Below are 15181 nucleotides of genomic sequence, written 5' to 3'. Positions count from 1 at the left end.
TGCCTGCCTGTTGTGCAGGCAGGCACCCGGGGGCGGTCAAAGCGGGAGGTTGAACAGGTCGTACGGTGGGTGCGTCAACCATTGCTGACGCAGGGCGGGGTCTGCCTCGATCAGGGCCAGACGCCGCCAGAACTCTGCACGGGCTTGCCTTGGGTGGGACAGGAACGGTTCAAGTTCAAGCAAGGGCCTGAGGTCGCGCCGATACTGCAGCGGCAAACGCTGCCACAGGGCCAGTTCTGCCGGGCCGGTCTGTTCGAAGAATTCCTGATAGTCGCTTGCGCATACCATCAGGTCCACCTGATGCGCAGCGTTGTAAGCCTCGATCTGTGCAACCACGGGGGCGCCCAGCCATTCGCTTTCCAGGCGCAGCGCCTCTGCGACTGGCCTTGGCACGGTGAAACCGTCTGGCAGCCGCAGCAACTGGTTGTCGGCAATATCCACGATGATGGGCTCGATCATCTGGTCCAGGCCTTGCGGCAATTCGCTGAGCGCACAGTCGTTCAGGAACAGCGTCCTCAGGTAGGCCAGGCCGCGCAGGTCCGGGGCCTGCAGCAGTGGGTTGCCCGAAAGGTCCAGTACTACAAGCCCGGAGCAGCGGTTCAGTGCCTGCTGGGCCTGGCTACTCCAGGTAATGCGGTTGCCTTCCAGATCCAGCCAGGCGAGGTGCTCAGGGTTACCCAGGCGGGGCACGGTGTCGAACCGGCAGTCGGCCAGCAGCAGGCGATTGAGGTTGGGGAAGCGCTCGTAGAACCCGGTTGGCAACTGGCTGAGTGAACGGTTGTAGCTGAGTGACAGGTGCTGCACATGGGTGAAGTCGTCTGGCAAGGCCAGGCTGGCCAAGTCCTGGTTGTCCAGCTCCAGGCCGGACAGGTCCAGGCTGTGCAGGCTGCCACCCCCTTCAAGCGCTACGGTCGACAGCCGCCGCCAGGCGTTGAGGATGGGGCGGATGGCCAGGTGCCGCTGGTGCGGGCGCTGCGGATCGGGCCGGGCCCATTCATGCAGGTCGCGGCGCAAAGTATCCAGACGCTGCTGCAGGTCGTGCAGCCGCTGTGTGGGTGAGCGAATGTCATCGACGTACGGGTTGTCCTCGTCGTTGCCGAGCCAGTTTTCGAATTCCCAGTCGGTGGCGTCGGGGAACAAGCGCCGATAGGCCCCGGCCAGCGAGCCTTCCAGCCGCGGCTGAGGCGGTTCGGGGTCAAGCGGCCGACCGCCGCGCAAGCTGCCCATGGGCTTGCGCAGCAGCGCGCGATGACCCCAGAGGCGTTGGGCAAGTGTCTGTCTGTGCAGGTCGACCCAACCCAGTACGCGCTGGCGTAGCGAGCTGCCATCGGCCGTCGGGATACCCAGCGTATCGCGATGCGAGCGTGGCAGTGCCTGCTCTATGGCACGGCAGAGGTCCGGATCACGCGGTCCAGGTGCAGGGCGCTCGCCCCGGTCGACCTCATAGCCTTCGGTCGTTTTGATCACACGGCGCAGGGTGCTGGCCTGGTCGCTGCCGACATGCTCCAGCAAAGGGCCTTGGGGGCTTGCGCCATGCAGCTCCAGGCGCAGGTCCGCAGGCCAGTCGGGCATGGCATCCAAGGCGCTGAACAGCAGGCGTTCGCTGTCGCTGCTGGCCCGGGCTGGCTGAAGCACGCCCTCCAGGGCGCGAACCAGGGGCAGCTCGCTGTGCACCTGTTCCAGTGCCTGGCGAACCTGAATGTGTAGCTGACCCTGCTGTTGCCAGGCGAGCGATTCAGCCTCGCCCAGCGGTGCCAGCAAACGCGTGGCCAGGGCAGGGGAAAGCCGTGGATAGGCAGCGAGCAGTTTCTGCGTTGACGGGGTGGTGGGCGCGCTGCCGTTGTAGAGGCGCTCGAACAGGCCCGGTGGGGCCCTGTCGGCCAACGCCTCTACCTCGGCCTGTGCCGCCATGCGTTGCAGGGCATCGAGCAACAGCGGGGGCGTTGCTCGGCCTTCCAGGTGCACCCGGCACAACTGCGCGGCGTCGATGCCGCAGAGGCGGCCGGCTTGCGTCAGCTGTTCTGGCGTGAAAGCGGCATATGCAGGGCCGAGACGGCGCGCCAGCTTCGCGAATGGCCACTGGCCGGGCTGTTCATGCTGGCCGCGCCAGGCACCTTGGGCATTGTGCGTCAGCGGTGGCTGCCAGGCGTCGGGCGTGTCGGGGTGAATGACCCGCCATTGCTGCAGGTCGTGATCGAAGCGTTGTTCGAAGAGCTGGCTGTCCATGCGGATGAAATACCGGCCCTGATACAGGTACTGGCCAAGTGCATTGGGCTGCAGGGTTTCGGGCAGTGTCACGGCACTGCGGTAGGGGGTGAGGTCTTCATTCCAGAGCCGGTAGCGCCCGTCGTTGCCACGTACTTGCTGCAGGCTTTCCATCAACGGGCTGTTGAACAGCTTGGGCACGAACTTGCCCGCTGCCACGAACCCTCCGATCAGGGCTAGGTTCAGGCCGACCGCCTCCAGGTGGCGCAGCGCCAGGTGGCGGTCGCCTTCATGCCAGGCCTGGTAGCCCTCGAAGGCCTCGCCGAGCAGTTGGCAGGCAGTGACGGCCAGCATCAGGGTGCCTGCACCCGGAACGAAGAACGCGGCAATACCGAGTGCATCCAGGCCAAGGCTTTCCCATTCCTCCAGGCGCCTGGTTCGCGCGTTGGCATCGGCCATTGCTGTCGGGACCGCCAGCAGGCTGGCTTCGTGCTTGAGGCGGGCCAGGTGCAGGTCCTGGTAGTGGCCGAAAGGCTCGGCCGTGATAGCCACGCGTGTGGGGCGCAGGTCCGCTTGCGCTGCGCGCTGCCAAGGGCGGTCAAAGGCCGTGTTGCCTGTGGCGTCGAGGTTCTGCTGCAACAGGTCGAGAAAGTGCGTGCGTTGGTCCTGCCTGATGTAGGCAGTGAAGGCTTGGCGGGCATCGGGCTCCAGCAGCAAGGTCGCCAGCGTGTCGTGTACCGCGTCCAGGTTGCTGCATTGACGCAGGGCTGGGTCATGGGCGGGCAGGTACAGCGCCAGCCCCGCACTGCCGGCATCGATCAGCATGACCTCGTGCAGGGGCGTGCCGAACAGCGCCAGTTGCCAGCACCTCACGGCACCACCCTGCAACAGCTGTTCGACCTGATCGCGCGTGCTGCCGTCAAGCAGGTGCCGCAGATAGGCAAGGTCGGCCGCCAGGCGCAGGCGGTCTTTCTGAACCTTGATGGCCAAGGCTCGGGTAGCGGGCTGGGCAAGGTGTTGTTCCAGGTGGGTCTGGTAAGCCTCACCCAGGTCCAGGTCACGGCACTGTGTGGCGAAAGCGGCCGGCTCAAGTGGCAGCCGTTCCACCTGATAGTGCTCCGACTGCAATGGAAAGTGCGCGACGGGTGATTGCATGCCGAAGGGGGCGGAGCCTTGCACCAGAATCGGCGTCACCTGAATGTTGTCGCCCAGGGCAATGGCACTTTCAGCGGTGAACACTTCGTCGCTGGCGAAGTTCTGCAGGGCGGCCTGTAGCAGGTTGTCGCGACGATGGCGGTAAAGATAGCGCAGGGCGGCCCAGTGCCAGTTGCGCTCGACCCGCAGCAGTTGGCTATTGCGCAGCGGCGCGTGAAAGCCTTGTTCGGCAAGACGTCGTTGCAGCAATGGCTCGGCGAATTCAGTGATCTGTTTCAGGCCTTTGAGCGAGCCGGCCAAGGCTGCTTGCGCCTGCATCAGGCGCGCCTGGCTGGCATGCACTGTGTCACGCAGGTCGGGGGCAGCATTGGCGAACCAGTCCTGCGCCTTCCACGGGGCGATCTGGGTTCGCTTCAACGCGGCCCATTGATTGGGCGTTACCTGGCGTGCCCAGTGCGGCAGCTGCGCCTCGAGCAAGGGTTGATGAGGGTTGATGGCTGGCATGTCGATGCTCCTTTCATGCAAAGAGGGGGCATCAAACGGTATTTATCGATGGCCAAGTGGTAATGGGATAACGCGGGCTGGATATATGGCCTGCGGTTGCCTGCTGATTCCGTGACAAGCGTGTAGTATCCAGGCGCATGGCAGCGGCGAGCGGGGTGAGGGATGATCGAAGTATCACGGTTCTGGCGCGACCCGGCGTTGCCCTTCGTCGAAGCCCGGCGGGTAGGGGACGGGCGCCAGGTGTGCTACGCCGCGCATTCCCACGAGAGCTTTTCCATCGGGGTGATCACGGGGGGGCGCAGCACCTACCTGTACGGTGACCAGTGCATCGAGGTGGCGGCTGGTGCCACGGTATTGATGAGCCCAGGCGTGGTGCACGCCTGCAACCCCATCGCCGGGGAGCCATGGTCCTACCTGATGTTGTTCGTCGACATGCCCTGGTTGCAGGCGCTGGGGTTTGCCTTGCCGTCCCAGGCCTGGAGTAGCTCGCCGGTATTGTACCGGTGCCTGCTGCAGGCCTTTGCCGACCTGTTCGACGCCAGCGTGCCGGACCGCGAAGGCCGCCTGGCGGCACTGTTTGGCGCACTGCCTGGCATGCTTGGCGGTAATGCCAGCGTGAACGACGAGGGCAACCCGCGACTGGACGCGGCGGCAGCGTTCATACGCGCCCATCGTGGCGACCCGCTGAGCCTGGACGACATCTGCGCGGCCTGCGGCCTGTCGCGGTCCTACCTGATTCGCGCGTTCCGCCAACGCTTCGGCCTGACACCGCATGGCTACCTGCTCGACCAGCGCGTGCAGCTGGCCAGGGCGCAACTGCGCCAGGGCCGGGCAATCGCCGAAGTTGCGCAGGAGGCTGGGTTTGCCGACCAGGCGCACCTGCAGCGGGCCTTCAAGCAGCACCTGGCGGCGACGCCGGGGCATTACCGCAATGCATTCGGCTGAATTGCCATTTTGGCTGTGATGGCCCTATCGCCGGCAAGCCAGCTCCTACAGGTACAGTGCAGGTCTTGAGGGCAGCGATAGGGCTGGTGCAGCTAGCCTTGAATGACCAGATAAACCGCACTGCCCACTAGCAGCACCGCCAAGCCCCGATTCAGTAGGCGCATGTGCCGTGGGTTGCCCAGGTACTGGCGAACCACGCTCCCGGCCCACGCCCAGCAGGCCACCGAAATGAAGCAGATCGGCCCGTAGATCCAGGCAAACAGCCACAGCAACTGCTGCTCGCCGCCGGTGTAGGCACCCACCCCGGCCACCGCTGCCAGCCACGCCTTGGGGTTGAGCCATTGCATCGCCGCGCCGTGCCAGGCCGAGGGGGCCTGGGCGGGATGGGCACTGCCCAGCTGCCCATCGTCGCTGGCCAGCCTCCATGCCATGTACAGCAGGAACGCCACGCCGCCCCAGTGCAACAGCAGGCCCAGCAAAGGCCAGCGCAGCAACAACTGATGCAGGCCCAGCCCGACCAGCACCAGCAACAGGCAGAAGCCCAGCGTGGCGCCAGCCACATGCGCCAGGCTGGCACGCAGGCCATGGCGGGCACCGCTGCCCAGCGCAACGATGTTGACCGGGCCGGGGGAGATCGAGGCCGCCAGTGCGAAAGCGGCCATGGACAGGGACAGGCTCATGAGGGGGATCCGTTTGGTTGAGGGTGGCCTCCATGCTCGGGCATCGACAGCCTGCGGTATTGAAGAAAAGTACCTCACGCCCGGCCAGCGCATTTTTGTGTAGGAGCGGCCTTGTGTCGCGATCGGGCCGCACAAGGCCCCCGGGTTTCAGCAGCGCTGCATCAACAGCTGGGGCCGCTGTGCGGCCCGATCGCGACACAAGGCCGCTCCTACAAGGTTGTTACAGGTTTTGTAATAGTTTTGCGCTATTACGGAAAGCTGCTGTGCTTGTAGGATCATTTTCCCAATTTGCTATCAAGGTCCATATGAGCACCTTCGCGGAGCCCCCCAGTCCCCGGCCTTCAAGGCCTTCCTTCTCCCGTCCTCGTGACGCTGCCCTCGTGAGTACCCGCTAATGGAATGGCTAGCCGACCCCACGGCCTGGCTGGGCCTGTTGACGCTTATCGTCCTCGAGCTGGTGCTGGGTATCGACAACCTGGTGTTCATCGCCATCCTCGCCGACAAGCTGCCGCCGCATCAGCGCGACCGCGCGCGGGTCATTGGCCTGAGCCTGGCGTTGATCATGCGTCTGGGCCTGTTGGCCAGTATCTCGTGGATGGTCACGCTGACCGCGCCATTGTTCGAGGTGTTCGACAAGAGCTTCTCCGGCCGTGACCTGATCATGCTGTTCGGTGGCGTGTTCCTGCTGTTCAAGGCCACCATGGAGCTGCACGAGCGCCTGGAAGGCCATGTGACCCAGGCCAGTGGCGCGGTGCGCCACGCTGCGTTCTGGCCGATCGTTGCGCAGATCGTGGTGCTCGATGCGGTGTTCTCGCTGGACGCGGTGATTACCGCGGTGGGCATGGTCGAGCATTTGTCGGTGATGATGATCGCGGTGATCTTCTCGATCGGCATCATGATCGTTGCCAGCAAGCCGCTGACCCGCTTCGTCAACGCCCACCCTACGGTGATCATGCTGTGCCTGGGCTTCCTGATGATGATCGGCTTCAGCCTTACCGCCGAAGGCCTGGGCTTCCATATCCCGAAAGGCTACTTGTACGCGGCCATCGGCTTCTCGATCCTGATCGAGCTGTTCAACCAGCTGGCCCGTGCCCGCCGCAAGCGCAGCCTGCAGCAGCACCGGCCGCTGCGTGAGCGCACCGCGCATGCCGTGCTGCGCCTGCTGGGTGGCCGCCGGGTCGAGGCGGACGAGGTGGGCGAGGAAATCGCCGACTTGGTCGAAGGCGGTGAGGAGCAGGTGCTGTTCGACCGCCGTGAACGGGTGATGATCAGTGGCGTGCTGAACCTGGCCGAGCGGCCGATCCGCACGGTGATGACCGCCCGCGCCGAGGTCGATGTGATCGACCTGGCGCAGCCGGCCGACGCGATTGCCCTGGCCCTGGCCAATTCGCCGTACTCGCGCCTGCCATTGATCCGCGATGGCCGCGTGGACGAGCCGCTGGGCTTCGTGCACAAGAAGGAGCTGCTCAAGGAACTGCTGTCGGGTAGCCAGCCCGATCTGGAAGGCATGGCCCGGGTACCGCTGAACCTGCTGGAAAGCTTCAGCATCCTCAACGCCCTGGAGCAGATGCGAGGCCAGTCGACGCACATCGCCTTCGTCGTCAACGAGTTCGGTGACTTCACCGGCCTGCTGACCATGACCGATATCCTCGAGTCGATTGCCGGCGAGCTGCCGGATGCCAGCGAGGTCGAAGGCCCGGGCATCGTCCAGGAAGGTGAAGGCTTTGTGGTCAGCGGTGCGTTGAACCTGAGCCAGGTGCAGGCGCGTACCGGCTTCAGCGCCCGCGCCACCGAGGACTACCAGACCCTCGCGGGCCTGGTGATGAGCCTGCTCGACCGCCTGCCCATGGTGGGTGACCGCCTGGCCTGGAATGGCTGGACGCTGACCGTGGAGGCGGTCGAGGAGCGGCGGGTGCGCCAGGTTCGGCTTACACCGAGCGGCGACGTTGACGCAGCAGGTGCTTGAAGCCCTCGATCACCAGCACCAGCACCGCGGCCCAGATCGGCAGGTAGGTCAGCCACTGATCCGGGCCGATGGTTTCGCCCAGCAGCAGCGCCACGCCCACCAGCAGCACCGGTTCGACGTAGCTGAGCAGGCCGAACAGGCTGAACGGCAGCAGGCGGCTGGCCAGCACGTAGGCGATCAGGGCCGAGGCGCTGATCGCCCCGAGGATCGGGATCAACGCATACAGCCCGGGGTGTGCCTGCAGATCGGCAGGGGAAAGCGGGCCCTGGATCACGAAGTACAACGCCCAGGGCAACAGCAGGCACATGTCGCACCACAGGCCGCCCAGGTGTTCGGTGCGGCAGCGCTTGCGCAACACGAAGTAGATCGGGTAGCCGATCGTCACCACCAGGGTTTCCCAGGCGAAACTGCCATGCTGGTACAGCTCGTGGCCCACGCCCAGCGCGGCGCAGGCCACGGCCACCTTCTGCAGGCGTGACAGGCGCTCGCCATACACCAGGCGCCCGGTCAGGACCATGGCCAGCGGCAGCAGGAAGTAGCCCATCGACACTTCCAGGCTGCGCCCGTGCAGGGGTGCCCAGAGGAACAGCCACAGCTGCACGCCCATCAGCCACGATGTGGCGACCATGCCCAGTAACAGCAGCGGCGTGCGTTTTACCCGGGCAAGCAGTTCACCCACCCGTTTCCAGTCTTTCGAGACAAGCATGAACAGGGTCAGGCAGGGCAGCGTCAACAGGGTGCGCCAGCCAAAGATCTCTTCGCCATCGAGCGGCGTGAGCAGAGAGGTATAGAAGTACATCACGGCGAACAGACAGGACGCCATGACCGACGAAAGAATGCCTTTTGACACGAATGCCTCGAATAGGGAATTGAGCGGGTGGATCAGCCGCGCATGATCTCAGGGGGCGCGGCTTGCGGCAACCGCGACGCAGCCGGGCGTGCCGCCAGCGCCTCGAGGAATTGAGCAGCCGGCATGGGCCTGGCGAACAGGTAGCCCTGCTGGAAGTCCACCTCGTGACGGGCCAGGTAGTCGCGCTGGGCTTCGGTTTCCACGCCCTCGGCAACGATGCCCAGGCCCAGCTTGGCCGACAGCTCGATGATGGTCTCGAGGATGTGTACCGACAGCGCGTCGGCACCGATCATGGCGACGAAGCTCTGGTCGATCTTCAGGTAGTCGACCTTGAACTGGCGCAGGTAGTTGAGGCTCGACTGGCCGGTGCCGAAGTCGTCCAGGGCAATCTTCACACCCATGGCGTCGAGCTTTTCGAACAGTTCCAGAGCCACCGGCGTGGCCTCGATCAGCTTGCGCTCGGTCAGCTCCAGGGTCAGCACCACCCGGCCTGGCGGGAAGTGCTGAAGGAAGGTGCGGCAGTCGTCCAGCAGGCTGAAGTCGCGGCAGTGGTCGGCAGTGATGTTGATGCCGATATGGAAACCGTCCTCCAGCAGCCCGGCATAGGGTGCCAGGTTCTGCGCGGTGTGCATCATCAGCGCACGGGTCATGGCGACGATCTGCCCGCTGTGTTCGGCGTAGGGGATGAACAGGTCGGGGCGTACCAGGCCTTCGCGCGGGTGGTTCCAGCGCATCAGCACTTCGGCGCCGGCCCAGCGGTAGTCGCCCTTGCGCACCACCGGCTGGAAGTACGGCAGGAACTCGTCGGCCTCCAGGGCCCGACGCAGTTCGGCACGGGGCGAGGTGGCGCGGCGAACCTGCCAGCGGCACACCAGGGCGGCCACCGCGCCCAGTACCAGCAGCAAGCCGAACAGGGCGGGGTAGTGGCTGCGCCACAGCTGGCCCTGCTTGTCGGCGCCGTAGCCGCCATGCACGCTGAACGGGTAACGGGTCGAGCCCAGCTGCACATTCGCGCTGGCCGCGGCAGGGGGCACGCCCTTGTGCACGATGCCATCCTTGCCCAGCCAGGCATCGCCCACGCGGATCTGCAGCTCTTCATCGGGGCCGATCAGGCGCAGCGCCGTCAGCAGGTGTTCGCCATCCACCGTACTGATCGCGCCGCGGTCGCCATCGCTGGCCCGATACACCAGCAGCGGGTGGCCTGGGGTGACCGAGTTGCCATCCATCAGCCACAGCTTGCCGTCGATGTAGTCGCCGGGGTTGACCGGCTCGTCGAATGCGCCGAACAGCGAGGTGCAATAAAGGGCGTTGTGCCGGAACAGGTTGGTCGAGCGCACGAAGGCTTTGCGCGTGACCTGGGCGCGCAGCATGAGCTGGGCCTCGTCGCACGGGCTGTCGACAAGTGGCAGCAGGGCATTGGCAGCGCTGGACAGGTTGTCGAGAATGCGCTCGACGTGTTCCACCACCTGGCGGGCGGTGGCCTGGCTGCTGGCCTGCATTTCGCGCTCGATCTGCCAGTTCATCACGGTCAGGCCGCACGCCACCGGCAGCACGCCGACGACCCAGGGCAACAGGGTGCGCCAGCCGAAGCCGGCGCGGCGTTTGACGGTAAGGGGCATGCTGACCTGATCTGTAGGAAGGATTACGAGAGGATAGCCGCTTGTCGGAAGCCGTGAGCAACTAAAGCGCGACAAACCATTTTACGCAATGTAGAATCGATTTACGAATACAACAATAAGGTCCTTCGATACCGAAGGATCAAGCCCGCCGAGAATGGGTCCATATGACATACCATGGGTTCAAGCTGATAATAGGTGACTTCCTCGCCCGCAGCGTGCGGGGTATCCCGTGCTCACCGCCGTTTCCGTGCCACATCCCACGCAATCAATAATTTTTCGCTGCAGATGAGGACACGAACATGGCTGATATCTTCGACAATCCAATGGGCCTGATGGGCTTCGAATTCATCGAACTGGCTTCGCCGACCCCTGGCGTACTCGAGCCGGTATTCCAGATGCTGGGCTTCACCAAGGTGGCTACCCACCGTTCCAAGGATGTGCACCTGTATCGCCAGGGTGACATCAACCTGATCCTGAACAACGAACCCAAGAGCATCGCCTCGTACTTCGCCGCCGAACACGGCCCGTCGGTATGCGGCATGGCGTTCCGCGTGCGCAACGCCCACGAGGCCTATGCCCGCGCCCTCGAACTGGGCGCCCAGCCGGTGGAAATCGAAACCGGGCCGATGGAGCTGCGCCTGCCGGCGATCAAGGGTATCGGCGGTGCGCCGCTGTACCTGATCGACCGTTTCGAGGAAGGCAGCTCGATCTACGACATCGACTTCAAGTTCATCGAGGGTGTGGACCGCAACCCGGTGGGTGCCGGCCTGAAGATCATCGACCACCTCACCCACAACGTTTATCGCGGGCGCATGTCGTACTGGGCCGGCTTCTACGAGAAGCTGTTCAACTTCCGCGAAATCCGCTACTTCGACATCAAGGGTGAGTACACCGGCCTGACTTCGCGTGCCATGACCGCACCGGATGGCATGATCCGTATCCCGCTGAACGAAGAATCGTCCAAGGGCTCCGGGCAGATCGAAGAGTTCCTGATGCAGTTCAACGGCGAAGGCATCCAGCACGTCGCCTTCCTGACCGATGACCTGCTCAAGACCTGGGACGCCCTCAAGGGCTTCGGCATGCGTTTCATGACGGCACCGCCGCAAACCTACTACGAGATGCTCGAGGAGCGCTTGCCAGGTCACGGCGAGCCGGTAGATCAGCTGAAAGCACGCGGCATCCTCCTCGATGGCGCCTCCCAGCCTGACGACAAGCGCCTGCTGCTGCAGATCTTCTCCGAGACCTTGCTCGGCCCGGTGTTCTTCGAGTTCATCCAGCGCAAGGGTGACGACGGCTTTGGCGAGGGCAACTTCAAGGCCCTGTTCGAATCGATCGAGCGCGACCAGGTACGCCGTGGTGTGCTGAGCACCGACTGATCCCCGAGAGTACCGCCGTCACGACTCGATGGCGGCGGTATCAACCCTTCTTCTTGCCCGAAATGGTCAGGCCCAGGTACATGATGAACATGCTGGCGACCCCGACCAGTACCAGCGAGGGCAGCACCTGGTGAAGGGATAGGCGAAACTCCTGGGCGGCGTACCCTTTTGGGTAGCCGCCGATCACCATGTAGCCATATTTCTGGGACACCGTTCGCTCGGTGAATTCGGCCTGGGAGGGGCGTCGTGCGTCGCGGCTGTCTCCCTCGCTCCAGATATACAGGTCGTTGAACTCCAGAAGCAATGTCAGCCCGTCCTGGAAAGCACGCAGTTCGTCACGCAACTGCCGACCGTATGCGGTTGCGATTATCCCGGGGTCGCTGTGCGGTCTCTGGATCTTGATGATCGCCGCGTTAGGCGACGATGGCGCGTCGAATGCCAGCTCTGTCTGCCGTCCGGACAGGGCAAATGCCGAGTTGTACGCCAAAGGGTCCATGTCCGTCGCACAATACGCTTGTTGGTCGCGGGTGAGTATCAAAGAGCGAAGGTGCGGGCTGTTGGCGACTCTCTGCTCCAGCGTACCGAGCACTTCGTCACAGGGCTTGCCTGCCAATGGCAGGATCAGGTCCAGATCGCCTTCCATGCGGCCCAGTGCCTGGTCGATGCTGAAAACCGCCTCTTGAACAGAAACCTTGGCATTCTCCTCAAGTTTTCTTTCCAACTGATAGTCCATCATCAGTAACCCGGATAGCACCGGTATTGCGCCGATGGACAATATCAGCAGTAGTTTCCGCCAGTTGATGCCGACACTCGGTATTGCTGCCATAGGACCGCCGCTCCGTTGAACCTTGCTGTTCGGGTTGAACAGGTCAGCGCTGATCCTATGTGCTTGATGACGCCCCCGGCTGTAGGCCAAAAGTGTTGCAGTTTTACAGAAAAGCAGAACCTCGTTGTCGGCTTTACTTCAGCTTGGCGAGCACTTTTTCGGCCAGTAGTGCCGTGGAGGCCGGGTTCTGCCCGGTGATCAGCCGATCATCGGCCACCGCGAACGGCTGCCACGGGTCTTCATGCTTGCTGTAGATACCGCCGCGCGCGCCCAGCTCGTTTTCCGTCAGGAAGGGGACCACCTTGTCCAGTTCGACCAGTTTCTCCTCGGTATTGGAGAAGCCGGTCACCTGACGATCCTTGAGCAACAGGCTGTTATCGCTGAGCTTGATGTTCAGCAGCCCGACAACACCATGGCAGACCGCTGCGACTATGCCCTTGTTCTCGTAGACCCGGCGTGCCAGGTCTTGCAGCGGCTGGTTGTCGGGAAAGTCATACATCACCCCGTGCCCGCCGGTGTAGTAGATGACGCGGTACTCTTCGGCCTTTACCTGGCCAGGGCTCAAGGTGGTGCCCAGGCGGGTCATGAAGCGCTTGTCGTCATACCACTGCCAGTCCAGGTCGGGGGCCATTTGCAGGCTATGCGGGTCGACGGGTACGTAGCCGCCCAGCGGGCTGACATAATCGACCGTATAACCGGCTTTCTCGACTTTTTCGACAAAGTGCACGGCTTCCCCCAGCCACAACCCGGTCGCCCGTTTGAGGGTCGGATACTTGGCTGTATTGGTCAGCACCACCAGCATTTTCTTGCTCATGACCACGCTCCCGTCGGCAACCTGAATGGGCCGTTGCTCCCTGGCCCGAGGGAAAACCTAATGAGCATAGCTCTCAGGTGCAAGTACGCCATATTGCGTGGCGTGTGTTGTGCTACCGTGAACCACATTCACGGGGCGCCCATACTTTTCCTGAACCATGCTGGAGTCACGATAGTGGTCGAAAACGGTACGCCGCGCGAGCCTGCGTCGACGGTCATTCTGCAGGCGCCTGTACTGGCACCGGCCGACCTCATGGGCGAACGGATTGTACAGTTCGACTGGGGGCGCACATCGCTCGGGCCGCTGCCGCGCTGGCCGGCCTCATTGCGCATTGCCGTCGACATGATGCACTTGACACCGTTCCCGTGTGCCGTGGTCTGGGGGCCAGACCTCAACGTTGTCCACAATGCTGGCTACCGGGCGTTGCGGCCGGTTGCCCCGGATGCATTGGGCATGGCCTTCGATGCGCTTTGGAGCGATGTATGGCCGGCGATGGGGCCGTGGGTATTCAAGGCGCTCGAAGGGCACTCGAGTTTTGTCGAGGACCCACCACTGCGTCTTGCCTGCGGCGAAGGCGGGGAGCCGTTGTGGTATGCGTTCGGCTACACACCGTTGCGCGATGAACTGGGCAACGTGGCAGGTTTTCTGCACGCGGTGATCGAGACCACGGCCAGCGTCGAGGCGCACCGCCACTGGCGCGAGCAGGCGCAAAGCTTCGAGCAGCAGGTCGAGCGACACCTGGTGGAGCGCGAGCAGTTCTGGCAGTTGTCGCGTGATGCGATGATGACGGTTACGCCCGAGCTGAAGGTGCATGCCGCCAACCCCGCCTGGTACCGCATTCTGGGCTGGGCCGAGGAGCAGGTACAGGGTGTTCCGGTATTGGATCTGGTACATCCGGCCGATCGCGCCGAGGTTGAGGTGGCGGTTTCCGGGTGCCTGCAATACCGCAATGCCGAGCAGATTGAGACGCGCCTGCGTCACTGCGATGGCCATTACCACTGTTTTCGCTGGAGTGCGCGGTTCGATGGCAGCCTGCTGACTGCCGTTGGCCGGGACATCACCGAGGAGCATGAAGAGGCCGCGCGTCAATCCGAAGCCCTGATGCGCAACAACGAACGCCTGGAAGTGGTTGGCCAGTTGGCCGGGGGCATGGGCCATGAACTGAACAACTTGTTGTCCGGCATCGGCGGCAGCCTGGAGTTGCTGCAACGGCGCCTGCAGGAAGGACGGCTGGAGCGCGTGGAGACCTATGTCGAGGTGGCGCGTGATTCGGTGCAGCGTGCCATGGAGCTGACCCATCGCTTGCTGGCGTTTTCCCGTCATCAACCTTTGGCGCCCAGGCCGCTGGATTTCAACCGGCAATTGCGCTTGAGCGAACCACTGCTGCGCAGCACGCTGGGCGCCGAGATGCGTTTGCACTGGCAGCTGGATGTCACACCGTGGGCGGTGAACCTTGATGTTTCCCAGCTTGAAAATGCCTTGATCAATCTTTGCACCAACGCCCGCGAAGCGTGCCTGGATCGCGGCAATGTCACGCTGCGCAGTGTCAACCAGCGGCTGACGGCGTGTTTCCCGGATGAGGGCGGCCTGCCGCCAGGCGACTACGTGGCCTTGCATGTGGAGGATGATGGCTGCGGCATGCCGGCGGTGGACATTGCCAGGGCCTTTGAACCGTTCTTCACCACCAAGCCGGTCGGGCGTGGCTCAGGGCTTGGCTTGTCGATGGTGTATGGGTTTGTCGGCCAGTCGGGGGGCTACGCCTGGATCGAGTCGGAGCCGAACCAGGGCACCAAGGTCTGCATGCTTTTCCCAAGGTGCCATGACCCGGTACCCGAGGCGCCCGCGCTGGTGCAGCGCTCGCAGCGCCTGGCCGGGGGGCAGCGCCTGTTGCTGGTCGATGACGAGCTCGGTTTGCGTGCGGTGATGCGCGAGTACCTGACCGAGCGTGGTTTCGAGGTCATTGATGTGGGCGACGCCAATAGTGCGCTGGAGCGCTTCCGCCATGACGGCCCGTTCGACCTGGTAATCACCGACATCGGCTTGCCGGGTGGTTTCAGTGGCCGCCAGGTGGCCAAGGCCATGCGCATGCAGCTGCCGTTGCAGAAGATCCTGTTCATCACCGGCTATGCGGGTCAGCCGATCGAAGCGCAGTTGCTCGAGCAGCCGGGCACGGCATTGATGAACAAGCCGTTCGCGCTGGCGGACCTGGTGGATGAGGCGCTACGCATGCTGGAGGAGTGA

The 15181-nt window shown here is 63.7% G+C and carries 10 protein-coding genes; 4 read left to right on the top strand and 6 right to left on the bottom strand.

From position 1 onward, the window contains the following. Positions 1-36: 36 nt before the first annotated feature. Positions 37-3864 carry a leucine-rich repeat domain-containing protein gene (locus ABNP31_RS14175; protein WP_350012411.1) on the bottom strand — a complete coding sequence of 1276 codons (3828 nt, stop codon included), beginning with the start codon at positions 3862-3864 and terminating at the stop codon, positions 37-39. Between the two features lie 162 nt (positions 3865-4026). Here ABNP31_RS14175 and ABNP31_RS14170 point away from each other — a divergent pair, with 162 nt between their 5' ends. After that, positions 4027-4809 carry an AraC family transcriptional regulator gene (locus ABNP31_RS14170; protein ID WP_350012410.1) on the top strand — a complete coding sequence of 261 codons (783 nt, stop codon included), beginning with the start codon at positions 4027-4029 and terminating at the stop codon, positions 4807-4809. Positions 4810-4901: 92 nt separating this feature from the next. Here the strand turns inward: ABNP31_RS14170 and ABNP31_RS14165 are convergent, their stop codons facing one another. After that, entirely contained in the window at positions 4902-5489 is a 588-nt protein-coding gene (locus ABNP31_RS14165; RefSeq protein WP_350012409.1) for a LysE family translocator, read from the bottom strand. Between the two features lie 394 nt (positions 5490-5883). Here ABNP31_RS14165 and ABNP31_RS14160 point away from each other — a divergent pair, with 394 nt between their 5' ends. Beyond that, positions 5884-7455, top strand: coding sequence for a TerC family protein (locus ABNP31_RS14160; RefSeq protein WP_085665727.1), 1572 nt, complete (start codon positions 5884-5886; stop codon positions 7453-7455). On the opposite strand, the gene rarD is transcribed toward ABNP31_RS14160, so the two are convergent. Continuing rightward, positions 7418-8305 (bottom strand): EamA family transporter RarD, encoded by an 888-nt coding sequence (gene rarD, locus ABNP31_RS14155; RefSeq protein WP_025339333.1) that lies wholly within the window; start codon positions 8303-8305, stop codon positions 7418-7420. The genes ABNP31_RS14160 and rarD overlap by 38 nt on opposite strands. Before the next feature lie 32 nt (positions 8306-8337). Next, positions 8338-9924 (bottom strand): EAL domain-containing protein, encoded by a 1587-nt coding sequence (locus ABNP31_RS14150; RefSeq protein WP_085665728.1) that lies wholly within the window; start codon positions 9922-9924, stop codon positions 8338-8340. Positions 9925-10223: 299 nt separating this feature from the next. Here ABNP31_RS14150 and hppD point away from each other — a divergent pair, with 299 nt between their 5' ends. Next, positions 10224-11300: a 4-hydroxyphenylpyruvate dioxygenase gene (gene hppD / locus ABNP31_RS14145; protein WP_025339331.1), complete on the top strand. Its 1077-nt coding sequence runs from the start codon at positions 10224-10226 to the stop codon at positions 11298-11300. A gap of 40 nt (positions 11301-11340) precedes the next feature. Here the strand turns inward: hppD and ABNP31_RS14140 are convergent, their stop codons facing one another. Both ABNP31_RS14140 and ABNP31_RS14135 read right to left on the bottom strand, forming a co-directional pair. Next, positions 11341-12126 carry a CSS-motif domain-containing protein gene (locus tag ABNP31_RS14140; protein ID WP_238066393.1) on the bottom strand — a complete coding sequence of 262 codons (786 nt, stop codon included), beginning with the start codon at positions 12124-12126 and terminating at the stop codon, positions 11341-11343. Between the two features lie 133 nt (positions 12127-12259). Further along, positions 12260-12940, bottom strand: a complete 681-nt coding sequence (locus ABNP31_RS14135; RefSeq protein ID WP_085665729.1) for a type 1 glutamine amidotransferase domain-containing protein — start codon at positions 12938-12940, stop codon at positions 12260-12262. A 174-nt stretch (positions 12941-13114) separates the two neighbouring features. Here ABNP31_RS14135 and ABNP31_RS14130 point away from each other — a divergent pair, with 174 nt between their 5' ends. Continuing rightward, the gene (locus tag ABNP31_RS14130; protein ID WP_350012408.1) at positions 13115-15181 is read left to right on the top strand and encodes an ATP-binding protein; all 2067 of its coding nucleotides are present in this window, start codon (positions 13115-13117) and stop codon (positions 15179-15181) included.

Source organism: Pseudomonas asiatica (assembly GCF_040214835.1).
Classification (GTDB): Bacteria; Pseudomonadota; Gammaproteobacteria; order Pseudomonadales; family Pseudomonadaceae; genus Aquipseudomonas; species Aquipseudomonas putida_Z.
The sequence above is the reverse complement of the archived record's forward strand: the minus strand, read 5'-3'. Positions and strand labels throughout refer to the sequence as shown.

What these genes read in the sequence shown, in the direction of transcription:
- hppD (WP_025339331.1), top strand. Translation starts at nt 10,224, where the DNA reads ATGGCTGATATCTTCGACAATCCAATGGGCCTGATGGGCTTCGAATTC.
- ABNP31_RS14150 (WP_085665728.1), bottom strand. Translation starts at nt 9,924, where the DNA reads ATGCCCCTTACCGTCAAACGCCGCGCCGGCTTCGGCTGGCGCACCCTG.
- ABNP31_RS14140 (WP_238066393.1), bottom strand. Translation starts at nt 12,126, where the DNA reads ATGGCAGCAATACCGAGTGTCGGCATCAACTGGCGGAAACTACTGCTG.
- ABNP31_RS14135 (WP_085665729.1), bottom strand. Translation starts at nt 12,940, where the DNA reads ATGAGCAAGAAAATGCTGGTGGTGCTGACCAATACAGCCAAGTATCCG.
- ABNP31_RS14165 (WP_350012409.1), bottom strand. Translation starts at nt 5,489, where the DNA reads ATGAGCCTGTCCCTGTCCATGGCCGCTTTCGCACTGGCGGCCTCGATC.
- ABNP31_RS14160 (WP_085665727.1), top strand. Translation starts at nt 5,884, where the DNA reads ATGGAATGGCTAGCCGACCCCACGGCCTGGCTGGGCCTGTTGACGCTT.
- ABNP31_RS14175 (WP_350012411.1), bottom strand. Translation starts at nt 3,864, where the DNA reads ATGCCAGCCATCAACCCTCATCAACCCTTGCTCGAGGCGCAGCTGCCG.
- ABNP31_RS14170 (WP_350012410.1), top strand. Translation starts at nt 4,027, where the DNA reads ATGATCGAAGTATCACGGTTCTGGCGCGACCCGGCGTTGCCCTTCGTC.